We start from the raw sequence: 21,384 nt of genomic DNA, 5'->3' as shown, positions 1-21,384 counted from the left end.
CCTTTCGGATCAGCGGGGGCGGTGAATATGGGCACTTTGGACGATGCCGAAAGCTGCCATCAAAACCAGCATGGCCGAACCGCCATAGCTGACCATCGGCAGGGGAACTCCTACGACTGGGGCCAAGCCCATGACCATCGACATGTTCACGGCAAAGAATAGGAAGAAGTTCAGTGCGATACCCAGCGTGACCAAAGAGGAGAACCTGTCCTTGGTTGTCAGGGCCGTAACCAGGCAAAAGATCAGGATCAGCCCATAGAGAACCAGCAGGGTGATGCCGCCGACAAATCCGAATTCTTCGGCCAGCGTCGTAAAGATGAAATCTGTGTGTTTCTCGGGCAGGAAGTTCAGGCGCGATTGTGTGCCCTGCATGAACCCGCGCCCGTTCCAGCCTCCGGACCCCAGCGCGATCTTGGATTGGGTGATGTGATACCCCGCGCCCAGCGGATCGGTGGAGGGATCAAGGAAGGTGTCGATGCGGCGGAACTGGTAATCCTTGAGCAACTGCCACTCGGTTCCGCGGCTGTTGAAGACCGTGGCGATCAGACCGACACCCGCGGCGATAACCGCAGCGAAATAGGCCCAGTGAACGCCGGCCAGAAACATCAGGCCTCCCCCCGCCGCCAGCAGCAGGATCGAGGTGCCGAGATCCGGCTGGCGCAACACCATGAAGGTGGGGATCAGGATCAGGATGACAGGGATCAGAACCCAAAGGGGGCGTGACGTTTTATGCGATGGGAGCCAGTCGTAATAGGCCGCAAGCACCATCACCAGTGCTACTTTCATCACCTCTGATGGCTGCAGGCGCATGAACCCCAGGTCGATCCAGCGTTGCGCGCCCATGCCAACCGTTCCGAACAACTCGACCACCACAAGTAGAGCGATCGCGGCCAGATAAGCCAGAACCGACATATTTCGCCAGAACCAGATCGGGACCAGTGCCACAATGAACATCGCGATCAAGCCCAACCCAAAGCGTTCCATCTGAGGTTCGGCCCAAGGGGTCCATGATCCACCCGCCACCGAGTACAGCATCAGGAACCCTGCGCTGGCCACGCTGATCAGCAGCAGGGTCAGGGGCCAGTTCATATACAGGAACTTGCGGAACCCCGATGGCGTGGATTTGACGGCATATTCAAGATAGCTCATGCGCGGTCCTTCTGGGGCGGACGCGCTTTGGGGCGGCGGTCGCCCTCCAGCCGTTTTTGCTGTTCCTTGATACGCTCACGATCGGCGGCCGGATAGGCTTCGAGTGGTGGCGTACCGTTGTACAGCGCCTGCAGCATGATATCCCGTGCAACCGGTGCCGCGGCCTTCGACCCCCCGCCGCCATGTTCCACCACGACGGCTACGGCGTATTTCGGGTTGTCATAGGGGGCAAAGCTGACGAACAGCGCGTGGTCACGGCGTTCCCACGGCAGGTCTTCGTTGCGGATAACGCCAGCCGCACGTTCTGCCTTGGTGATATTGCGGACTTGGCTGGTGCCGGTCTTGCCCGCCATACGGAACTCATCCGAGATGATACGGCTGCGATAAGCCGTGCCGCGCCGGTCGTTCGAGACCGAAAACATTGCCTTGCGGACATATTCCAGATTAGTCCGATTGACCGCGAGCGGTTCCCCCGCGCCCGAGGGTTGTTCAACCCCATTGACCGAACGCACAAGGCGTGGCGAGACCGCACGCCCAGTTGCAATCCGGGCTGTCATGACGGCTAGTTGCAGCGGTGAGGCCAGCATAAAGCCCTGACCGATTGAGGCATTGGCAGTGTCACCTACCAGCCATTCTTCGCCGTGGACACGCTCTTTCCAAGCCTGATTGGGGGCAAGCCCTGCAGCCACTGCGGACATCGGGATATCGTGTTTCACGCCCAGCCCAAAGATACGAGCCATGTCGGAGATATTGTCGATGCCTGTGCGCAGGGCAACGTCGTAATAATACACATCGCAGCTGCGTTTCAGAGACAGACCAAGATCAACCGTACCATGCCCGCCGCGTTTCCAACAATGGAACCGGCGACTGCCGACTTTCAAGTGGCCGGGGCAGTAAACAGTGTTTCCAGGACCGATGACCCCAGCCTCAAGCGCTGCCATGGCAGTGATCATCTTAAAGGTCGAGCCGGGTGGATAGGTGCCCTGTACTGTCTTGTTGGCCAACGGGCGATAGTTGTCTTGTGTCAGAGCCCGGTAATCGGCAACCGAGATTCCGCGCACAAAAAGGTTGGGATCAAAGCTGGGTGCGGAACTGATGGCGCGGATATCACCGGTCTCACAATCGATCACCACTGCTGCGGCGCTTTCACCAGCCAAACGGGCCTGAGCGTATTGTTGAAGATCGGCATCGACCGACAGTTGCAAATCGGCCCCGGCCAAACCTTCTTGACGGTCAAGTTCACGCATCACGCGGCCGGTGGCGTTCACTTCGACGCGTTTGGCGCCTGCTTTGCCACGCAGACTGATTTCCTGTTTGGCCTCAAGCCCGACCTTGCCGATCTGAAAACGGGGAATGCGCAGAACGGGTTCCGGATCTTCTATCTGACTGAGGTCGTAATCGCTGACCGGTCCGACATAGCCGACGATATGCGCGAAATCCTCATATCTGGGATATTGCCGGGTCATCCCGACCTCGGGTGTGACACCGGGCAGGGCGGGGGCGTTGACGGCAACTTTCGAGATATCTTCCCACGTGACTTGATCGGCCAGAGTGACCGGCAGGAACGGGGCCGATCTGCGCATTTCGGTCATGGCGCGTTCGACCTCATCCTCGGTCAGCGGGATCAGTTCAGAAAGCTTGGAGATGACGGCTTCAACATCGCCCGCATCTTCGCGCACCATGACGATACGGTAGGACGGAGAGTTTTGCCCGATGATCTGCCCATTGCGATCGTATATTCGACCACGTGTGGGCGGGATCAGGCGGATGTTAATCCGGTTTTCCTCGGCCAACAGGCGGTATTCGTCAGCCTGATCTACCTGCATAAACCGCATCCGGGCAGCCAGACCCCCGATAAAAGCGGCTTGCAGGCCTCCAAGGATCAGCGCACGGCGTGGCAAACGTTTATAGGCGAGGCCCTGTGACTTAGGTTTGCGCTGTTTCATTACCGCCCTCCCGACAGGCCAGGGTCAGAAGGTGCGACACGACGCACACCAAAACCGTTCTGACTGAGCAGAACGATCAATGGGTAGATCCCGATTGTCAGAACCACTTGCACCACGACCATCCCCAATGCCGCTTGTTGCACGGACAGAATAGCAAGAATGACGCGATTCAGGAAAAAAACAGCTGTGATCACGACGGCAACGGTGGTCCATTCGCCCAAAAAGCCCGCGTCGCGCAACCCGGGAGTTGCGGACCGAAGATAGGCAGTACCCAACACAACAAGCGCGGCCAGCAAGCCGGGGGGACGTTGAAACAGAAGGTCGGCTGCCAGCATGATTAGGGCGACCAGCAGGGTTGGCACGTATTCGGGGCGCCGCAGAACCCAGGCAAAGGTCAACGCAATCAGGAAATCCGGAAACGGCCAGCGATCCGGCTGCGTGTCCAGTGGCAGCAGGTGCAGGAACAAGACCAGCAGCGCCAACAGCAGATACAGGCCACGTTTGAGCCACAGATTGGACGCGGCACTATCCATCGCCGGTCTCCGTCGGTGTCAGTGCCGCCTCGGGCTGGCGTGGGCCGACAATTCCTCCGGGGTCCTGAATAAGTGGCGCAGACTGATAGCGCAGCACTCTTAGAAATTTGAGCCGTTCAAAATCTGCAGACAGCCGCACCCGCAGGCGGCCACCCGGATCAGCGGTAATCTGACCGATCAGCAGGCCGCCAGGAAAAACGCCGCCATCCCCCGAGGTCACAACCCTGTCGCCCGGGCGTACCAGTTCGCGGTTCTCCAGAAACTCAACCACAGGCGCGGCGGTGTTGTCCCCGGCAATCAGAGCGGTCTGCCCCGACGGTTGAATCGTGGCAGGTATCGCGCTGGATGCGTCGGTCATCAGGATCACCCGTGCGGTATCTGGACCAACACCCGAGATACGACCGACAACGCCAATCCCGTCCATGGTGGCCCATCCATCCATAATTCCGTCACGCTCGCCCACGTTCAACAGCACCGACTGCCGGAACGGAGAACCGCTATCGGCCATGACGACCCCGGTAATATAGGTCAGGCGCGGATCGAGACGCACATTGTTTAGATCCAGAAGCCGGGCATTTTCCTGCTCAAGTTGCAGTGCGGCCTCTTTCCAGGCGCGCATCAGACGCAACTCGCTGCGCAATTCCTGGTTCTGCTCGCTCAGGCGTTGATAGCTCTGAAAATCCCGTGCCAGATTGACCGCAGCGGTAACCGGAACCATCGCCCAATCCATCGAGGGCACCACGTTGTCGACAACCTGCGCCCGAAACCTTTCGACGCGAGGGCTGTCAATGCGCCAGACCAGAAAGATGCCCAGAAGGCACAGAACCACGATCCCCAGCAGCAGACGGCGGAGCGGGGTGGTGTATTCATCGCGCTGTGATCGGTCCTTTGCCACAGGACTCCTTCCCGTGCTGCTCGCGCCCGAATGTACCCTTTAGAGGGTGCGCGCCTTAGCTTTCGTAGTCAATCGCGTGGCGCAGCTGTTTTTCGTATTCCAGTGCCTTGCCGGTGCCCAAAGCCACACAGTTCAGGCTTTCATCAGCAATCGATACGGCCAGACCTGTCTGTTCACGCAGTGCCAGATCCAAATCGCCCAACAAAGCACCGCCACCGGTCAGCATGACGCCGCGGTCCACGATATCTGCGGCCAGATCAGGCGGCGTAGTTTCAAGTGCGGTCATAACGGCTTCGCAGATTGCCTGAACCGGTTCCGACAGGGCCTCGGCGACCTGCGCCTGGCTGATCTCGATTTCTTTGGGCACGCCATTCAACAGATCGCGGCCACGGATATGCATCGACTGGCCGCGCCCGTCATCCGGCATACGGGCGGTTCCGATGGTGGTCTTGATCCGCTCGGCGGTGGATTCACCCACCAACAGGTTCTGCTGGCGGCGCAAGTATGAGATAATCGCCTCATCCATTCGGTCTCCGCCAACGCGGACCGAACGGGCATAGACAATGTCACCCAGCGACAGAACGGCAACCTCGGTGGTACCGCCGCCGATATCTACGACCATGTTGCCGGTCGGGTCAGTGATGGGCATTCCTGCACCAATAGCCGCAGCGATGGGTTCGGCGATCAGGCCCGCCCGGCGAGCGCCTGCGGACATAACCGATTGGCGAATGGCCCGTTTTTCAACAGGCGTAGCACCATGGGGGACGCAGACAATGATTTTGGGCTTTGAGAATGTGGAGCGTTTATGCACCTTACGAATAAAGTGCTTGATCATTTCTTCAGCGGTGTCGAAATCCGCAATCACGCCTTCGCGCATGGGGCGGATCGCTTCGATCGAACCAGGGGTTCGGCCCAGCATCAGCTTGGCATCCTCACCGACGGCGAGGACTTTCTTAACCCCATCCTTGACGTGGTAAGCCACAACTGAAGGTTCCGACAGGATCACACCGCGCCCTTTGACATAAACAAGCGTATTTGCTGTTCCAAGGTCGATCGCCATGTCCGCTGAGAACAAGCCGCCCAGATTGCCAAAGATGCCCATGTTGTACTGATCCCGTTCGTCAGAATTTCTACTGCCCGCGACTCGACGGTTCCGGGACGGATGTCTTATAGGGTGCCATCTCGCCCGGTAAAAGGGCTGATTCCGCGTAACTCAGCACCTTTCCGCCTTATTGAGAGGGACTTTAGAAGGCAACATGCTCTCTTATCAACACATTTACCACGCCGGGAATCTGGCTGATGTTCAAAAGCACGCTCTTTTGGCATGGGTGCTGGACTATCTGACGCGAAAAGATAAGCCGATAACCTATCTGGAAACCCATTCCGGGCGTGGCCTGTACCAGCTAGACGCAGCAGAAGCCGTGCGCACAGGCGAGGCAGCCGTAGGTATCAAGCGAGCGCAGCGCGAAGGGTGGTTTCCATCTGATCATCCTTTGTCTCTGGCGTTGGCCAAGGTCCATGAACGGCACGGAGAAAACAGCTATGCCGGTTCACCGCTGATCGCGGCCAACCTGCTGAGGGATCAGGACAGTCTGCATTTCGCAGAGCTGCACCCGCAGGAATACGCGGCATTGTCGATGACCATGTCCCCCTTTGGGGCAAAGGAGTACAAACAGGACGGGTATGAGCTGGCGCAGTCTTTGCTGCCACCAACGCCGCGGCGCGGGATGCTGTTGATTGATCCCAGCTATGAGGTGAAGGCGGATTATGACCGGCTACCGGGCGTGATCTCAAAACTGCACCGTAAATGGAATGTGGGCGTCATCGCGCTGTGGTATCCGATCCTGTCCGATCAACGTCAGGCCCCGATGGTTGCCGCGTTGAAGGCGCAGGGTTTTCCCAAGGCGATCCGTCATGAAGTCCGGTTTGCACCTGCGCGGGAAGGTCACCGAATGGTCGGATCAGGGATGTTTCTGCTGAACGCGCCCTTTGGCATCCAAGATGAAATGGACCGTCTGTCAGAGCTGTTCAAAGGGCTGTGACGCCAGTCTGATTTCGGACCACAAGGTTCTCCCGCCTCATCTGCCAGCATCTAAAGATGCCGTCAAACGTGTTGGGCCCGGCAGCGCGCCGCATGCGCGCTGCCGGGCCCAAAGCCGCAAGGGCGTCCGGTGTAGCCGGGCACCCGCGGGTGCGGGAGCCCTTGGGAGTTTCATCTGGCGGTCAGGTCAGGTCCTTATAGCTGATTTCACGCGTGTCTGCACCTGGCCCGGCCTTTTCACGGCGCATGATCAGGCGGTTCAGTGCGTGGATATAGGCCTTGGCGGATGCCACGACCGTATCGGTATTCGCTGACTGACCGGTGGCGATCATGCCGTCCTCTTCCAGCCGAACCGATACGGTTGCCTGCGCATCAGTACCCTCGGTCACAGCATGGACCTGATACAGTTGCAGGCGGGCGGTGTTGGGATAGATTCGGCGAACGGCTTTGAAGGTGGCATCGACTGGACCGTCGCCATGTTCGGTCGCGACAATGTCCTTGCCATCCACTTCCAGCTCGACCGTCGATTCCGCCTGACCGCCGGTGCCGCAGGTGACTTTCATCGAAACCAACTGCAGGCGATCGTCGGCCTCATCATCCTGGCTCATCAACGCGATCAGGTCGTCGTCAAAAACCTCTTTCTTGCGGTCGGCCAGATCCTTGAACCGCACGAAGATGTCCTTGAGCTGATTGTCACCGACCTCAAAGCCGAGCGTTTCCAGCTTGTCGCGCAACGCAGCCCGGCCCGAGTGTTTGCCAAGCGGCAGAGAGGTGCCCGACAGACCGATATCTTCAGGGCGCATGATCTCGAAATTCTCTCGGTTCTTCAGCATGCCGTCCTGATGGATTCCGCTTTCATGCGCAAAGGCATTCTTGCCGACGATGGCTTTGTTGAACTGAACCGGGAAGCCCGCAACCGTCGCAACCCGGCGCGAGATATGCATGATCTTGGTGGTGTCGATGCCGGTATGCCACGGCATGATGTCATTGCGGGTGCGCAGCGCCATCACAACTTCTTCCAGCGCAGTATTGCCCGCACGCTCGCCAAGGCCATTGATGGTGCACTCGATTTGACGCGCACCACCAGCGACAGCCGCCAGTGAGTTCGCCGTCGCCATGCCAAGATCGTTGTGGCAATGGGTGGCAAACACCACCTCATCCGCGCCCGGAACCGTTTCGATCAGGCGCTTGATCAGGTCAGCGGATTCGACAGGTGCCGTGTAACCGACAGTGTCGGGGATGTTGATCGTTGTGGCACCGGCCTTGATCGCGATCTCGATCACACGGCACAGATAATCCCACTCGGTCCGGGTCGCATCCATCGGCGACCACTGTACATTTTCGCACAGGTTGCGGGCGTGGCTGACGGTTTCGTGGATCTTGTCGGCCATCTCGTCCATGGTCAGGTTCGGAATGGCACGGTGCAGCGGCGAGGTGCCGATGAAAGTGTGGATGCGGTTCTTGCCAGCGTGTTTGATCGCCTCCCAGCAGCGGTCGATATCAGCGAAATTCGCACGGGCCAACCCACAGATGCGGCTGTTTTGTGATCGCTCGGCAATCTCGCTGACGGCTTTGAAGTCGCCTTCTGATGCGATCGGGAAACCGGCCTCGATGATGTCGACACCCATCTCGTCCAGCAGTTCCGCGATTTCCAGCTTTTCGGCATGGGTCATGGTCGCGCCGGGGCTCTGCTCGCCGTCGCGCAAAGTGGTGTCAAAGATCAAGACGCGGTCTTGGTCGGTCACATTGGTCATGGGATTCTCTTTCTTCTTCTGTCCTAAAGCCTATGGCGCGCGGGCGTCCTCCTCTGAGCGGGCGCGCCGGGTGGCACGCTCAGAGGCGGATTAGGATCAGTAGGCCACGCAGAGACGCACCGCAGGGGGCGGTGTCGGCAACAAGGATATCTGCGCGGTTGATCATGGGGTTGAGCTTATACAGCGCATGCGGGGAATGAAAAGTAGGAATTTCATGCAGACGTCAAAACCTGCACGAACCGTGACGGTTGATTGCCGAATGAAGACCGCTAGTTGATCCGGAATGGAGAAAGCTCTCATCATAGGTGCCTCGGGTGGTATCGGTGCCGCGCTGCAAAGGCTGTTGACCATGCAATCCGTAGACGTAACCACCTTGTCGCGTTCTGCTGATGGTTTCGACCTCACGAATGTCGAAGCTGTCGGCCCGGCTCTGGAAGCATTGCAATGCCCGTTTGACATGATCTTCATTGCGACGGGTGCTTTGGAAATCAATGGTGCACAGCCAGAGAAGTCCATCAGATCAATTTCAGCGCAAGCAATGATGGACCAGTTTGCCCTGAATGCGGTTGGTCCGGCCCTTGTGCTGTCACACGCTGCGCGGCTGCTACCACGGGGCAGGCGATCTGTCGTGGCGGTGTTGTCCGCCCGCGTCGGATCAATCGGAGATAACCAGCTGGGGGGATGGATCAGCTATCGGGCCTCAAAAGCTGCGGCCAATCAGATTGTGCGCACATCCGCGATTGAGCTGGCCCGCACCCACAAACAGGCGATCTGTGTGGCCCTGCATCCGGGCACAGTGCGTACAGAATTCACGCGCAAATATGTCGGGCGACACCCGACCGTTGAATCGGATGAAGCCGCGCGTAACCTGCTGAGCGTCGCCAGGGCGCTTGTGCCCGCAGACACTGGCGGGTTCTTCGACTGGGCTGGAAAACCTGTGCCGTGGTGAGACCCGCTAACCGTCAGAGGCAGGGCTGGTTGCCGTTGTCGCGCTGTCGTCTGCCGGAGCACTCTCCTGCGGCTCGCTGGTGTTTTCACCCGGCAGAACACCGTTTTCCCAGACGCCGGTTTCTTCTTTGCCGTCTGCATAGCGCATCGTGCCGTCACCGTGGCGTTTGTTGTCCAAAAACCCACCTTCGTACACGTCACCAGTCGCATAGGTAGCGGTTCCGGTGCCGCTGATCTTCCCCTCGACCCAACCGCCTGTATAGGTGAAGCCGCGCGGTGTGGTTATCGATCCTTGCCCGTGGCGCTGACCATCTTTGAAATCGCCCTTGTAGGTCGTTCCGTCCGGGAAGCTGGCTGTGCCCTCGCCCTGGCGCGCACCGTCGACCCAATCGCCTTCATATTTGTACCCGTTTGCAAATGTCAGAACACCGGTGCCGTGGTTCAGACCGTTCTTGAACTGCCCATCGTAGATGGCGCCGTTCGGGTAAGTGGCCTTGCCCTGACCCTCGAAGACGCCGGCGATCCAGTCGCCGTCGTAAATCAGGCCATCAGGATAGGTGTGCATTCCTTTGCCATGGGGCAGGTCTGCACTGAAATCACCGACATAGGTCGAACCGTCAGGATAGGTCAGCTCTCCGAGGCCCTCAATCTGGCCGTCTTTCCATTCACCAGTATAGTCAAACCCGTCCGTGCCCAAAAAACGGCCTTTGCCGTGGCGGCGATCATCGTGATAGTCACCTTCGTAAATGGCGCCACTGGCATAGGTTGCCTTGCCCTTGCCTTGTCGGCGCCCATCAAAGAAGTCGCCTTCATACAAATCGCCATTGGCTTGCAGTAGACGGCCTTTTCCGGTCATGCGATTTTCGGACCAGTCACCCGTATAACTCATACCTTCCGGCCGCGTCAGGCTACCTGTGCCATGACGCTTGCCGTCTTTGATATCGCCCTCATACACGTTGCCTTTGGCTGAGGTTATCTTGCCTTTGCCCTGCTTGACCCCGTCGACCCAGTCGCCCTCGTACACCTCTCCGGTCGGGTCGGTCAGAGTGCCTTTGCCGTGGTGCCGGGCATTCTTGAACCCACCTTCGTATTTCGCTCCGTTGGCATAGACGGCGACTCCTTGGCCGTTGAACGAGCCATCGGCCCATTCCCCTTCATAGCTGCCACCATCAGCATAGATGATCGTTCCGAACCCTTCGGGTTGACCGTTGGCAAAGGCGCCCTGATAGATCGACCCGTTAGCATAGCGCGCGATACCCTGACCCTGAATTTCGCCTTCGATCCATTCGCCTTCGTATTCGAAACCATCTGGCAACTGGTAGGTGCCGGTTCCGTGCCGCAGGCCATTTAGGAACGTGCCTTCGTATACGCCGCCCACTTCGTCATCGGCCACGACTACCTGATCGTTCTGCGCGAAGGCGGTCAGCGCTGACAGGGTCAATGCAACTGCGGCGATTGAAGTGCGAAAAACGTTCATGTTTGGTCCTGTCTGCGCGAGCATCGTGCTTTTGCGCAAAACTAGGATACCGACGCAGGCAGGGCAACGGCTTTTGCCTTATTGGTCTTTCACTCGCGGTGCGATCTGGTAAATGGCAATAGGACAGACGAGGGCAAGAGGGCAGTATGGCCGACCGTTTCCGTATCACTCTGGCGCAACTCAATCCCATTGTCGGGGATTTGGAAGGCAATGCGGCCAAGGCTTTTTCTGCGTGGGAGCAGGCGCGCGAGGCTGGTGCCCAACTTGTTGCTTTCCCCGAGATGTTCATCACCGGCTATAATACGCAGGACCTTGTGATCAAGCCCGCGTTCTACAAAGCCGCAATGAAAGCTGTTGAGGCGCTTGCGGAACGTTGCGCCGATGGACCTGCGATTGCGATCGGTGGGCCGTGGTTCGAAGATGACCGGCTGTATAACGCCTATCTCATCCTCAAGAACGGCAGGATCAGCAGTAAAGTGCTGAAACATCACCTGCCGAATGAGACAGTCTTTGACGAAGTGCGCCTGTATGATTCCGGCCCGCTGGGCGGTCCCTATTCGATTGGCAACTCTCGGATCGGCAGCCCAATCTGCGAGGACAGCTGGCATCCGGATGTTGCCGAGACGCTGGAGGAGACAGGAGCCGAGTTTCTGCTGATCCCCAACGGCTCGCCTTATTTCCGAAACAAATATGATGTGCGCCTGAACCATATGGTGGCGCGCGTGGTTGAGACCGGATTGCCGCTGATTTACCTGAACATGGTCGGAGGGCAGGACGATCAGGTCTTTGACGGGGCGACCTTCGGGTTGAATCCAGGCGGAGAACTGGCATTCCGTATGCCTGTGTTCGACGAAGCGATAGCGCATGTGGATCTTGAACGCGGCGACGCAGGTTGGCGCATAATTCCGGAAGAGATTGTGCCGCAGCCAGATGCTTGGGAGCAGGACTATCGCGCGATGGTCCAGTCTCTGCGTGATTACATGGCCAAAACCGGGTTCAAAAAGGGTGTTCTGGGTCTGTCTGGCGGCGTTGATTCAGCCCTTGTCGCGGCAATAGCGGTTGATGCGATTGGCGCTGAAAATGTTCGCTGCGTGATGTTGCCGTCGGAATATACCAGCCAGGATTCTTTGGATGATGCCGAAGCGGTGGCTAAGGCGTTGGGTGTTCACTATGATTTCGTCCCTATCGCACAGGGGCGCGCGGCGATCACGGATACGCTTGCCCCATTGTTTGCCGGGCGAGACGAAGATCTGACCGAAGAAAACATCCAGTCCCGCCTGCGGGGGCTGTTGCTGATGGCCCTGTCGAACAAGTTCGGCGAGATGCTGCTGACCACAGGCAACAAATCCGAAGTCGCCGTTGGATATGCCACGATCTATGGGGATATGAACGGTGGTTATAATCCGATCAAAGACCTGTACAAAACCCGCGTGTTCGAGACCTGTCGCTGGCGCAATGCCAATCATCGCGGCTGGATGAAAGGCCCCGAGGGTGAGGTCATCCGACCCTCGGTCATCGACAAACCTCCTAGTGCCGAGTTGCGCGAAGACCAGAAGGACAGTGACAGCCTGCCGGATTATCCGGTTCTGGACGCCATTCTGGATATATTGGTTGATCAGGATGGGTCGATCGCGGATTGCGTGGCCGCCGGGTTCGAAGAAGCCGTTGCGCGCCGGATCGAACATTTGGTCTATATCAGCGAATACAAACGGTTTCAGTCCGCCCCGGGGACACGTTTGACCAAGCGGGCATTCTGGCTGGATCGCAGGTATCCTATCGTGAATCGTTGGCGCGACAGGACCTGACGCCTTACAGGAATCACCATTTTGACGCGAAAACTGTTTCCATTTTATGGGCAATAACCGCTTGCTTCTGGAACTGTTTTTATTTTTGAGTGCAGTGGCTTAGATTCTCTTGGGCGTATCCGAGCTCCACTTGATACCCGGTCTTTTTTTTGCCACATTTTAGCTTGATTGTTGCCCCATGTGGGGCGGATGCGACGCATTGTGGGAAATAGGTGTTAATGAGCTTTCCCTTCGGTCTTTAGCGACGCGTCCGAAATTGGATGTCTGAGTTAACGATTTGGTGCCATTATGTACGATGAATACGATAAACCGCTTCATTCACCGCCAAAATGGCGGTCTATGCAATCCGAAGGTCGGTCTCTGGATGAGGCAAAGGTAGATGCTGCCATTGCCAATTTGTTGAATGAAGAGGTGCCCAAAGAGGAATCCACGACGGTGGGCCCCGGCGCGCAGTTTCTGGTAACAGAAGCCGAGGTGCCGGAAGGCGGTATCGCTACCTCTTTGCGTCAGAAACTGGCTGAATTGTGCGGCGCGGCCTGAAGTTTTCAAAATCCTGAATTAGATGCGCTGGCTTGCCACGTTGGCCGAATGGTCACAGGCCTGAGCAATAGTCATTGACGCAAAGTTTCTTCTGTTGCGTCTGTCGTGATCCCGCGCCTTCATTGCGGTCCGTGCAATGAATTATGAGCGGTTGATGCCTGGCCCCAAGCCTAATGCTGTTGAACCCGATCTAAAGCTGCCAAAAGCCGTTGATGTTGTTGTCATTGGTGGAGGAATTATTGGGGCATCAACCGCCCTCGAACTGTCAGAGCGGGGAATGTCTGTCCTTCTGTGCGAAAAGGGACAAATTGCCTCCGAGCAGAGTTCACGGAACTGGGGATGGGTGCGTTTGGGTATGCGCGATCCTCGGGAAATCCCGCTGATGCAGGAATCACAGCGTATCTGGGCGCAGCTCGATCAACGCACCGGGCGCAAGACAGGTTTCACACAGGCAGGTATCCTGTTCGGCGCCTCTGGCAAGCGGGAACAGGGCAATCTTGAACGCTGGCTTCGCCATGTGGAGGGGTTGAATACTGGGGCAAGGATGGTGTCCGGGGCTCTGTTGGCGGAACTAATGCCAGACCATCGGACGGGGTTGGATTGCGCATTGTTTATGCCGCAAGACGGTAGGGCGGAACCGCAATGGGCTGCACCCGCAATCGCCGAAGCTGCGCGTGACCGGGGGGCTCTGTTGATGACCAACTGTGCAGTGCGCAGTCTGGATACAGAGGCGGACCGTGTCGTCGGTGTGTTCACAGAACGCGGTCGCGTGGCCTGCGGCAATGTCGTACTGGCGGGCGGTGCGTGGTCGCGCTTGTTTGCAGGGAATGCCGGAGTTGATTTTCCACAACTGAAGGTGCTGAACACCGTATTCCGAACCTCTCCGGTTTCCGGTCCTGAGGCCGCCTTGTGGTCGGACGATTTTGCAATACGCAAGCGGGACGACGGAGGGTATACGATTGCGTCCGGGCACGAAAACACCGTTGATATCGTGCCGGATAGCCTTCGTCTGGCGTGGCAATTTCTTCCTGCGTTTCGTCAGGAGTGGCGGTCTCTGCGGTTTCGGGTGTCGAAGCGGTGGGCCGAAGAGGCGCGACAAGATCGGAGGTGGTTGCCCACGGATGTGACACCGTTCGAACTTTGCCGCACTCTGGATCCCGAACCATCGCGCCGGGTGTTGCGGCGGGCTTGGAAAAGCGCAATCACTGGCATTCCCGCGCTAAAGCAGGCTGAAATCGTTCAAAGCTGGGCAGGGATGATTGATGTAACGCCGGATGCGATCCCGATCATCTCGCACGTGGACCACAGGCCCGGCCTGTTCATCGCTACGGGTTTCTCGGGTCATGGGTTCGGAATCGGGCCCGGTGCCGGGCGGTTGATGGCTGATCTGGTCTCGGGCAATGCCCCCTGTGTTAATCCGGCCGTTTTCCGCCTGTCCCGCTTTGCGGACGGGTCGAAAATCCGGCCGGACCCGGGGTATTAGACGTTAACCCATCATCTGATAGCTGACCGGGACAAACCTGAACCCATCGCCGCGCGTCTCGACGTAACCGGCTGCGGGGAAGGGCATGTGATATCCGATCATCGGGATTTTGTCTGCTGCCAGCATCCCCAACACATTACGACGAGAAGCGGCGGCTGCGGCTTTGTCCATGTCGAACTTTACCTCCCACTCGGGACGAGCAAAAGACCACACATAGTGATTGGCCAGATCGGCCGTTAGAACCAGGCGTTGGCCATTGCTTTCCAGATGAAAGACTGTGTGTCCGGGTGTATGCCCGTGCGCTGAAACGGCCGTTATTCCGGAAAGAACCTGGCCACTATCCCCGACAAAGGTCATCTTTTCGGCCAACGGAGTAACTTTCGCGGCGACCAGATCGCCGACCCGATTGCCGGAATCCTGTGCGGCCCAAAAGTCATATTCGGTCGATGCGGTGACATAGCGCGCGTTCGGGAAAGTCGGCGCGTCTTTTGTGGTCATGCCGCCAATATGGTCAGGGTGCATATGGGTGATGACAACGACGTCGATTTGATCCGGGTTCACGCCTGCATCTGCCAATGCCGCCTGAATGCCGCCTTGCCCAAGGCCAGTATCAAACAGCACAAGTTCAGATCCGGTATTGACCAGCGTTGGTGTGAAAAAGAACTGGGCTTTATCGGCAGGAATAAAATTCTGGGCCGATACGTTTGCAAATTCCTCATCCGTGGCACCGCCGCCGAAAATCTCTTTGGCGCCATCGCGCGGCAGGCTGCCATCCAACAGAGTTGTTACGGTGAAATCGCCCAGCTGGAACGATTTCGCGATGGTTGAATTCGCTTTGGTATCGCTTGCTGCAGCCAGGATTGGGGTAGCAGCTGATGCAAAAGGCAATGCTGCCGCCGCGCCCAGTGCGGCCCTACGAGTTAGTGTAACGGTCATTTTGAGATCTCCCTGTGTGTGCCAGCACTTTGAAGATAGGGTATCGCCCGAGGATTGCCACCTGACGTTGGCGTGAACCGGTGCGGTGGCTGGACAATTTGCCCATCCTGTGAGAAGAGCCGCGCCAACAGGAGACTCCTATGACAACCACCCGTTTCGCCCCGTCACCCACCGGTTACATCCATGTGGGCAACCTGCGCACAGCTCTGATGAACTACCTGATTGCCCGCAAGGCTGGCGGCACCTTCATCCTGCGTATCGACGACACAGACCCCGAGCGATCGAAGGAAGAATATGTCGATGCCATCAAGCAGGACCTCGAGTGGTTGGGCCTGCATTGGGACCGGGTCGAACGACAGTCCGAGCGTCTGGACCGCTATGCCGAGGCAGCCGACAAGCTGCGCGAGATGGGTCGTTTCTATGAGGCTTTCGAAACCCCGACCGAGCTGGACCTCAAGCGCAAGAAGCAGCTGAATATGGGCAAGCCGCCGGTTTATGACCGCGCAGCATTGAACCTTAACGACGCCGAGAAAGACGCGCTGCGGGCAGAACGTGGCAACGGAGTCTGGCGCTTTAGGCTGGATCATGAACGGATCGAGTGGACCGACGGCATTCTGGGCGATATTTCGATTGATGCGGCCTCGGTCTCTGACCCGGTTCTGATCCGGGGCGACGGTCAAGTTCTGTACACGATTGCGTCGGTGGTCGATGATACCGAAATGGGTGTGACCGATGTGGTGCGTGGCTCGGACCATGTGACCAATACCGCGACGCAGATTCAGATCATCCAAGCGCTGGGTGGTACTTGCCCGCGTTTTGCACATCATTCGCTGCTGACCGGCCCCCAGGGCGAGGCGCTGTCTAAGCGACTGGGCACGCTGGCTCTGCGTGATCTGCGCGAGCAGGGCGTACAGCCGTTAGCATTGCTCAGCTTGATGGCGCGTCTGGGCTCATCCGACCCGGTTGAGTTGCGGACAGAGATGGCCGAGCTGATCGATGGATTTGACATTGGTCGTTTTGGTGCCGCACCGACCAAGTTTGACGTTCAGGACCTGTTTCCGTTGACGGCAAAACACCTGCAATCTTTGTCATTGGCCGACGTTGCGGATTCTGTGGCAGATGCGGGCGTACCGGCCGAATTGGCCGAACCGTTCTGGGCCATGGCCCGCGAGAACATCACCACTCTGGCAGACCTGAGAGGGTGGTGGGAGCTGTGCCTTAACGGCGCCGAACCACTGATTGCCGATGAAGACCGAGAGTTCATCACCGAGGCCGTGGCGTTGTTGCCAGAAGGCCCGTTCGACGGCGCGACCTGGGGGCAGTGGACCAGCGCGGTGAAAGACGCGACAGGCCGCAAGGGCAAGAGTCTGTTCATGCCTTTGCGCAAGGCACTGACAGGAATGGAACGCGGCCCCGAGATGGCCACCCTGTTGCCCCTTCTGCAGGTGATCCGCGCGCGCGGCTGATCTTAGCGCCTTAGATTGTGATAAGGCGTGGTCTGCTGGCCGCGCCTTTTTTCTATAAGGTCTTTACGATCTGGGCTGCTATTCGCTTCAGCCGATCATCCACAAAACAAGTCTCATCCGGTTTCAATGCCTGGTGGCGTGGATACCGCGGCTCTGCCCGGTCATTCAGGATCGGGGCGTCCCAGCCATCAGTGGTGGCAAAAAAGCGATCGGCGCCCTCGGACCCGAACGCACGCAAATAGCCTTGCACAACGACGTCGATATAGCTCATCAACAGAGGGTGGCGCCAGCTGGTCGCGGATTGACGGTCATCAGGTACGGCATAAACAGCGATCTCAACCTCGTGTGGCAGAGAATGGGTGACGGCCTTAGTCGCTGGAACGCGGTCGTAGGCCCACTCACGTTGATCCAGCGCGTCCCAGTCATTGCCCGGGACATGGGCAATCATGCCGTCGATTTCAGAAGTGGGATCCGGAACAGCAGTCAGGAAAGCGACCGGGCGCAAATCGGTATGCCGCCAGGCCCGCCGCCATCCCTTCAACTGCGCGGGATGCGGGTCGGGGAAATCGTGGGTCGCGAGATTCACGAGGCTGCCGTAGCCAAAGAAATAGGGGTCTGCCATGCGGGATCACTTCTGACCGGGAATTGATGTATGTCAAACCGCTTTTTTGCCCAACATGCAATAAGGCAGCATGTTGAACTTAGGGAGGCAAACATGCGGATAACCAAGCGGACAAATATTGCTGTGCGCCTACTGATGTATTGTGCAGCAAATCCAGACAGGTTGGTGACCAAATCCGAGATCGCAAAGACCTGCAATATCTCGGAAAACCACTTGGCGCAGGTGATCAACCAACTCAGCCAGTTAGATTATCTGAGCACTCATCGCGGTCGCAATGGTGGTATGGTACTCGCTAGATCTGCTGATCAGATACGGATCGGTTCGGTTTTTCGACATATCGAGGGCGACTTGCCGATTGCCGAGTGCTTTGCGGATGCCGACAATACATGCCCGCTCACCAACGCCTGCCGGCTGCGCCTTGCGCTGCGGGACGCGGCCGAGGTTTTTTATGCCTCGCTGGACGAAATCACGCTGGATTCGCTGGTGTGTGACAATGCAAATCTGCTGACGATTTTGCAGCCCGTCGCCTGCGTCCGATAAACTCAGTCGCTGGCGCGCAAGATGCGCGCCGGGCGAACGGCAAGGGGTTTCAAGGCAAAGATCAGCCCCGCGCCTAGCGTTACGATGATCCCGGCCAATACGATGCCGATGGCAGATGGCCAGATGACGTCAAAGCTGGTGTCGAAAATATATGTCGCAACCGCCCAGCCGCCGAGGATGCCCACCATCAGGGCTACAATTCCAGCGGCAGACCCCAGCAGAACAGCCCGAAGGGCAAAGCTGATCAATATGCGCCGCCGGTCGGCGCCGATGGTTTTCAGGACTGCGGCCTCGTACCGCCGGGCTGGTTCACCCGCAGCCGCGGCGCCGATAAGAACCAGAAAGCCGGTTAGCAGCGATACACCAGCCCCATAAGACGTCGCAGCGGCCAACCCGGCCAGCAGACCCGAGACCCGGTCAATCGCATCGCGGACACGGATTGCGGTGATATTGGGGAATTTACCCGCCAGATCACGAAGGATCGCGGCTTCGGCCTGCTCTTCGGCATAGACGGTGGCAATGAAGCTATGCGGTGCGCCGGCCAGGGCCGACGGGTTCATGGACATGATGAAACCCATCCCGGCGGTCGAGAAATCCACCTCGCGCAGAGAGGTGAGTTCTGCGGTGATGTCGCGCCCCAATATGTTGATGGTCAGTTGGTCACCCAGCTTCAGGCCCATCTCTTCGGCCTCTTCAGCGGCAAAGCTGACCTGAGGCGTTCCGGAATAGTCTTCGGACCACCATTCCCCGGCGGTGACCCGTGCGTTCGAGGGCGGGGCGTCGGAATAGGTGACCCCGCGGTCGCCTTCCAGTACCCAGTGGTCCCCGGCGACCTCAATCGCGGGCTGCCCGTTAATCTGCGTGATGATCCCGCGCAGCATGGGCGCGCTTTGGATCCGGCTTACGGCAGGGTCGTTTTCCAGCCGTTCGGTAAAGCCAGGCATCTGCTCTTTCTGGATATCGACGAAGAAATAAGAAGGGGCGACATCGGGCAGGTTTCCTGAAATCGCGTTTCGCAGCGTGCCGTCGATCTGCCCGACTGCGGCCAGAACCGACAGGCCCAGCCCCAGCGACAGGACAACCGATGCGGCTCCTTCGCGTGGGTCGGAAATGGCTGACAGGGCCCATCGCAGGGGCGGATTCCCTCGGGCGGGTTTTGTGGTCAAGCGTGCCAGTTTGCGGATTGCCAGCGCCGCCACCGAAAGCAGAACCAACGCTCCGGCCAACCCGCCGCTGGTCCAAAGGGTCAGGCGCGCCGATCCGCTGAAAAAGGCAGCTGCGCCGATCAGCGCCGCAAGCCCGATGCCTGTCGCTAGGATGTATTTTGCACGGGGCAGGAAGCGCGCCGAAGACAGCGCATCGCGAAACAGGGTCGCTGCGCGGACTTCTTCAGTACGGGCAAGGGGCCAGAGTGTGAATAAAAAGGCGGTGAGCACGCCGTAAAGCGCGGCTTCAGCCAGAGGCTGCGGATAGAACGAGAACACTGCGGGCACAGGCAGGCGAGTTTCGATCAGCGGCGCAAGCAGCAGAGGCACCGATCCACCCAATATGATGCCCAGAAAAATGCCGATGCCAGAGAGAATACCGATCTGGATCAGATAAGTCTGAAACACGGTCGCCCGATCGGCACCCAAAGTACGCAAGGTAGCAATGGTTTCAGTCTTTTGCGCCAGATAGGCACGCACCGCTGCAGATACGCCGATGCCGCCAACAGCCAGCCCGGATAGTCCAACCAGAACCAGAAAAGCGCTGAGCCGGGCAACAAATTCTGAAATGCCAGGGGCACCGTTCCGTGCATCGGTCCACCGCATTCCGCTGCCTTCAAGGGCTTCGCTTGCCTGCGCCGAAAGAGCTGTAAGATCAGACCCCGGCGGCAGATCCAGACGGTATTTGGTGGAAAACAGAGTACCCGGTGCCAATAATCCGGAATTCAGCAAGTCCTGTGTGCGGATCAGCGTGCGCGGACCCAATCCAAACCCGTCTGCCGCCCCGTCCGGTTCGTGGATCAGGGCTGCCATCAGGACAAATTCCTGAGTTCCAAGTGAAAACCGATCCCCAACCGATAGCTGAAGCCGGTCGATCAGAGCAGGAGCCATTACGGCACCGGGCGCCCCTTGCTGGCCTGTAAAGGCGTCACGCAGGGGCATCTGAGGCTCTAGTATTGGCTTGCCCAACAATGGATAGGAGTCGTCAACGGATTTGACCTGCGTAAGCGCCCGCTGTGGGTCACTATTCTGCTGCGCGACTGCCATTGACCGGAAATCGACGACTTCGGAGATGGCTAAGGCCGCGTCGTTCATCCATGCACGCTCAGCCTCATCCGCAAAGCGATAGGTGAATTCCAGCTGTGCATCCCCGCCCAGCAGAGCCGCGCCTTCTTGCGTCAGTCCGGTTTGGATGGCGTGGCGGACCGAACCCACAGCGGCAATGGCAGCGACCCCAAGTGCAAGACAAGCCAGAAACACCCGAAAACCGCGCAGACCTCCGCGCAGTTCCCGCCGCGCCAGCCGCCCGGCCATCCGCAGGCTCATTCGGCAGCCTCTTGCCTTGTGTCATCGGCAATCCTTCCATCGCGCAGCCGAACAACACGGTCACATCTGCGCGCAAGGCTGTGGCTATGGGTCACCAGAACCAAAGTAGCACCATGCCTGTCGCGCAGGCCAAGCAGCAGGTCAATGATGGCGGCTCCGTTTGTTTCGTCCAGATTGCCGGTAGGCTCATCCGCCAGCAGGATCTGTGGTCGCGGGGCAGAGGCACGGGCGAGCGCGACGCGCTGCTGCTCTCCTCCGGAGAGCTGCGCCGGATAATGGTCGCGTCGATGCGTCAGCCCTACGGACTCCAATTCGGCTTCGGCCCGTTGAAAGGCATCTTTGTGACCGGCCAACTCCAGCGGTGTGGCCACGTTCTCAAGGGCAGTCATCGTGGGGATCAGGTGGAAATTCTGAAATACAACGCCCATGCTGTTGCGTCGGAATCGCGCGAGCTCGTCTTCGTTCATGCGGGTCAGACTTTGCCCGAGTGCGGTTACCTGGCCGCCCGTCGCCTGTTCCAGCCCGCCCATCAGCATTAGTAACGACGATTTTCCTGACCCGGACGGCCCAATCAGACCCAGTGTCTCGCCCTTGTGTACGGAAAGCGTGATGTCGTGCAGGATATCTACCTGACCGGCATTGCCATCCAGCGATAAAGCGGCATTTTCAAGCGATAGAACAGTTGCGATCATGGGTTGGTCCGAACCGAGGTAATCAA

The 21,384-nt window shown here is 58.4% G+C and carries 18 protein-coding genes; 7 read left to right on the top strand and 11 right to left on the bottom strand.

Annotated elements, in window-relative coordinates:
* Nucleotides 1–9: 9 nt before the first annotated feature.
* The 5 genes from rodA to AC2FLB_RS09975 are packed head-to-tail and all read right to left on the bottom strand — an operon-like array spanning nucleotide 10 to nucleotide 5,625.
* Nucleotides 10–1,149: a rod shape-determining protein RodA gene (rodA, locus tag AC2FLB_RS09995; protein WP_271948355.1), complete on the bottom strand. Its 1,140-nt coding sequence runs from the start codon at nucleotides 1,147–1,149 to the stop codon at nucleotides 10–12.
* Nucleotides 1,146–3,095, bottom strand: coding sequence for a penicillin-binding protein 2 (gene mrdA / locus AC2FLB_RS09990; protein ID WP_496688933.1), 1,950 nt, complete (start codon nucleotides 3,093–3,095; stop codon nucleotides 1,146–1,148). The genes rodA and mrdA overlap by 4 nt, the downstream gene beginning before the upstream one ends.
* Complete coding sequence (locus tag AC2FLB_RS09985) at nucleotides 3,095–3,628, bottom strand: rod shape-determining protein MreD (RefSeq protein ID WP_142635595.1); 534 nt, start codon at nucleotides 3,626–3,628, stop codon at nucleotides 3,095–3,097. The genes mrdA and AC2FLB_RS09985 overlap by 1 nt, the downstream gene beginning before the upstream one ends.
* The gene (gene mreC, locus AC2FLB_RS09980; RefSeq protein WP_281972515.1) at nucleotides 3,621–4,523 is read right to left on the bottom strand and encodes a rod shape-determining protein MreC; all 903 of its coding nucleotides are present in this window, start codon (nucleotides 4,521–4,523) and stop codon (nucleotides 3,621–3,623) included. The genes AC2FLB_RS09985 and mreC overlap by 8 nt, the downstream gene beginning before the upstream one ends.
* A gap of 55 nt (nucleotides 4,524–4,578) precedes the next feature.
* On the bottom strand, nucleotides 4,579–5,625 hold the full coding sequence (locus AC2FLB_RS09975) for a rod shape-determining protein (protein ID WP_142635599.1): 1,047 nt from the start codon (nucleotides 5,623–5,625) through the stop codon (nucleotides 4,579–4,581).
* 154 nt (nucleotides 5,626–5,779) lie between these two features.
* Between AC2FLB_RS09975 and rlmJ the strand changes: the two genes are divergently transcribed.
* The gene (gene rlmJ, locus AC2FLB_RS09970; RefSeq protein WP_496700847.1) at nucleotides 5,780–6,565 is read left to right on the top strand and encodes a 23S rRNA (adenine(2030)-N(6))-methyltransferase RlmJ; all 786 of its coding nucleotides are present in this window, start codon (nucleotides 5,780–5,782) and stop codon (nucleotides 6,563–6,565) included.
* 181 nt (nucleotides 6,566–6,746) lie between these two features.
* Here the strand turns inward: rlmJ and AC2FLB_RS09965 are convergent, their stop codons facing one another.
* Nucleotides 6,747–8,318 carry a 2-isopropylmalate synthase gene (locus tag AC2FLB_RS09965; RefSeq protein WP_142635603.1) on the bottom strand — a complete coding sequence of 524 codons (1,572 nt, stop codon included), beginning with the start codon at nucleotides 8,316–8,318 and terminating at the stop codon, nucleotides 6,747–6,749.
* A 283-nt stretch (nucleotides 8,319–8,601) separates the two neighbouring features.
* On the opposite strand from AC2FLB_RS09965, the gene AC2FLB_RS09960 reads away from it, so the two are divergent.
* A complete protein-coding gene (locus AC2FLB_RS09960) occupies nucleotides 8,602–9,267 on the top strand; it encodes an SDR family NAD(P)-dependent oxidoreductase (protein ID WP_496691762.1) in 666 nt (221 codons plus the stop codon).
* A 6-nt stretch (nucleotides 9,268–9,273) separates the two neighbouring features.
* Here AC2FLB_RS09960 and AC2FLB_RS09955 read toward each other — a convergent pair whose 3' ends face one another.
* Nucleotides 9,274–10,743, bottom strand: coding sequence for an MORN repeat-containing protein (locus tag AC2FLB_RS09955; protein WP_142635608.1), 1,470 nt, complete (start codon nucleotides 10,741–10,743; stop codon nucleotides 9,274–9,276).
* Nucleotides 10,744–10,889: 146 nt separating this feature from the next.
* Between AC2FLB_RS09955 and AC2FLB_RS09950 the strand changes: the two genes are divergently transcribed.
* The 3 genes from AC2FLB_RS09950 (at nucleotide 10,890) to AC2FLB_RS09940 (ending at nucleotide 14,571) form a co-directional block, all read left to right on the top strand.
* On the top strand, nucleotides 10,890–12,548 hold the full coding sequence (locus tag AC2FLB_RS09950) for an NAD+ synthase (RefSeq protein WP_496709178.1): 1,659 nt from the start codon (nucleotides 10,890–10,892) through the stop codon (nucleotides 12,546–12,548).
* A gap of 288 nt (nucleotides 12,549–12,836) precedes the next feature.
* Nucleotides 12,837–13,088, top strand: coding sequence for a hypothetical protein (locus AC2FLB_RS09945; protein WP_142635612.1), 252 nt, complete (start codon nucleotides 12,837–12,839; stop codon nucleotides 13,086–13,088).
* A 154-nt stretch (nucleotides 13,089–13,242) separates the two neighbouring features.
* On the top strand, nucleotides 13,243–14,571 hold the full coding sequence (locus tag AC2FLB_RS09940) for an NAD(P)/FAD-dependent oxidoreductase (RefSeq protein ID WP_496709177.1): 1,329 nt from the start codon (nucleotides 13,243–13,245) through the stop codon (nucleotides 14,569–14,571).
* A gap of 3 nt (nucleotides 14,572–14,574) precedes the next feature.
* Here AC2FLB_RS09940 and AC2FLB_RS09935 read toward each other — a convergent pair whose 3' ends face one another.
* Nucleotides 14,575–15,507 carry an MBL fold metallo-hydrolase gene (locus tag AC2FLB_RS09935; RefSeq protein WP_496709176.1) on the bottom strand — a complete coding sequence of 311 codons (933 nt, stop codon included), beginning with the start codon at nucleotides 15,505–15,507 and terminating at the stop codon, nucleotides 14,575–14,577.
* A gap of 140 nt (nucleotides 15,508–15,647) precedes the next feature.
* On the opposite strand from AC2FLB_RS09935, the gene gltX reads away from it, so the two are divergent.
* Nucleotides 15,648–16,973: a glutamate--tRNA ligase gene (gltX, locus tag AC2FLB_RS09930; protein WP_496709175.1), complete on the top strand. Its 1,326-nt coding sequence runs from the start codon at nucleotides 15,648–15,650 to the stop codon at nucleotides 16,971–16,973.
* 52 nt (nucleotides 16,974–17,025) lie between these two features.
* Here gltX and AC2FLB_RS09925 read toward each other — a convergent pair whose 3' ends face one another.
* Nucleotides 17,026–17,595 (bottom strand): gamma-glutamylcyclotransferase family protein, encoded by a 570-nt coding sequence (locus tag AC2FLB_RS09925; protein WP_496709174.1) that lies wholly within the window; start codon nucleotides 17,593–17,595, stop codon nucleotides 17,026–17,028.
* A 93-nt stretch (nucleotides 17,596–17,688) separates the two neighbouring features.
* Here AC2FLB_RS09925 and AC2FLB_RS09920 point away from each other — a divergent pair, with 93 nt between their 5' ends.
* Nucleotides 17,689–18,135 carry an RrF2 family transcriptional regulator gene (locus AC2FLB_RS09920; protein ID WP_496691756.1) on the top strand — a complete coding sequence of 149 codons (447 nt, stop codon included), beginning with the start codon at nucleotides 17,689–17,691 and terminating at the stop codon, nucleotides 18,133–18,135.
* A gap of 2 nt (nucleotides 18,136–18,137) precedes the next feature.
* Here the strand turns inward: AC2FLB_RS09920 and AC2FLB_RS09915 are convergent, their stop codons facing one another.
* Together AC2FLB_RS09915 and AC2FLB_RS09910 are read right to left on the bottom strand one after the other, a co-directional pair.
* A complete protein-coding gene (locus AC2FLB_RS09915; protein ID WP_496709173.1) occupies nucleotides 18,138–20,666 on the bottom strand; it encodes an ABC transporter permease in 2,529 nt (842 codons plus the stop codon).
* Complete coding sequence (locus AC2FLB_RS09910) at nucleotides 20,663–21,358, bottom strand: ABC transporter ATP-binding protein (RefSeq protein ID WP_496706259.1); 696 nt, start codon at nucleotides 21,356–21,358, stop codon at nucleotides 20,663–20,665. Before AC2FLB_RS09910 ends, AC2FLB_RS09915 begins: the two co-directional genes overlap by 4 nt.
* Nucleotides 21,359–21,384: the final 26 nt, after the last annotated feature.

Source organism: Ruegeria sp. CDSA236, from assembly GCF_059611285.1.
This window is presented reverse-complemented; position numbering and strand designations above follow the sequence as displayed.

Bases quoted from the DNA above. Each gene is read 5' to 3' on its own strand.
- rodA (WP_271948355.1), bottom strand. From the start codon at position 1,149: ATGAGCTATCTTGAATATGCCGTCAAATCCACGCCATCGGGGTTCCGC.
- mrdA (WP_496688933.1), bottom strand. From the start codon at position 3,095: ATGAAACAGCGCAAACCTAAGTCACAGGGCCTCGCCTATAAACGTTTG.
- AC2FLB_RS09985 (WP_142635595.1), bottom strand. From the start codon at position 3,628: ATGGATAGTGCCGCGTCCAATCTGTGGCTCAAACGTGGCCTGTATCTG.
- AC2FLB_RS09975 (WP_142635599.1), bottom strand. From the start codon at position 5,625: ATGGGCATCTTTGGCAATCTGGGCGGCTTGTTCTCAGCGGACATGGCG.
- rlmJ (WP_496700847.1), top strand. From the start codon at position 5,780: ATGCTCTCTTATCAACACATTTACCACGCCGGGAATCTGGCTGATGTT.
- AC2FLB_RS09965 (WP_142635603.1), bottom strand. From the start codon at position 8,318: ATGACCAATGTGACCGACCAAGACCGCGTCTTGATCTTTGACACCACT.
- AC2FLB_RS09960 (WP_496691762.1), top strand. From the start codon at position 8,602: ATGGAGAAAGCTCTCATCATAGGTGCCTCGGGTGGTATCGGTGCCGCG.
- AC2FLB_RS09955 (WP_142635608.1), bottom strand. From the start codon at position 10,743: ATGAACGTTTTTCGCACTTCAATCGCCGCAGTTGCATTGACCCTGTCA.
- AC2FLB_RS09950 (WP_496709178.1), top strand. From the start codon at position 10,890: ATGGCCGACCGTTTCCGTATCACTCTGGCGCAACTCAATCCCATTGTC.
- AC2FLB_RS09945 (WP_142635612.1), top strand. From the start codon at position 12,837: ATGTACGATGAATACGATAAACCGCTTCATTCACCGCCAAAATGGCGG.
- AC2FLB_RS09940 (WP_496709177.1), top strand. From the start codon at position 13,243: ATGCCTGGCCCCAAGCCTAATGCTGTTGAACCCGATCTAAAGCTGCCA.
- AC2FLB_RS09935 (WP_496709176.1), bottom strand. From the start codon at position 15,507: ATGACCGTTACACTAACTCGTAGGGCCGCACTGGGCGCGGCGGCAGCA.
- gltX (WP_496709175.1), top strand. From the start codon at position 15,648: ATGACAACCACCCGTTTCGCCCCGTCACCCACCGGTTACATCCATGTG.
- AC2FLB_RS09925 (WP_496709174.1), bottom strand. From the start codon at position 17,595: ATGGCAGACCCCTATTTCTTTGGCTACGGCAGCCTCGTGAATCTCGCG.
- AC2FLB_RS09920 (WP_496691756.1), top strand. From the start codon at position 17,689: ATGCGGATAACCAAGCGGACAAATATTGCTGTGCGCCTACTGATGTAT.
- AC2FLB_RS09915 (WP_496709173.1), bottom strand. From the start codon at position 20,666: ATGAGCCTGCGGATGGCCGGGCGGCTGGCGCGGCGGGAACTGCGCGGA.
- AC2FLB_RS09910 (WP_496706259.1), bottom strand. From the start codon at position 21,358: ATGATCGCAACTGTTCTATCGCTTGAAAATGCCGCTTTATCGCTGGAT.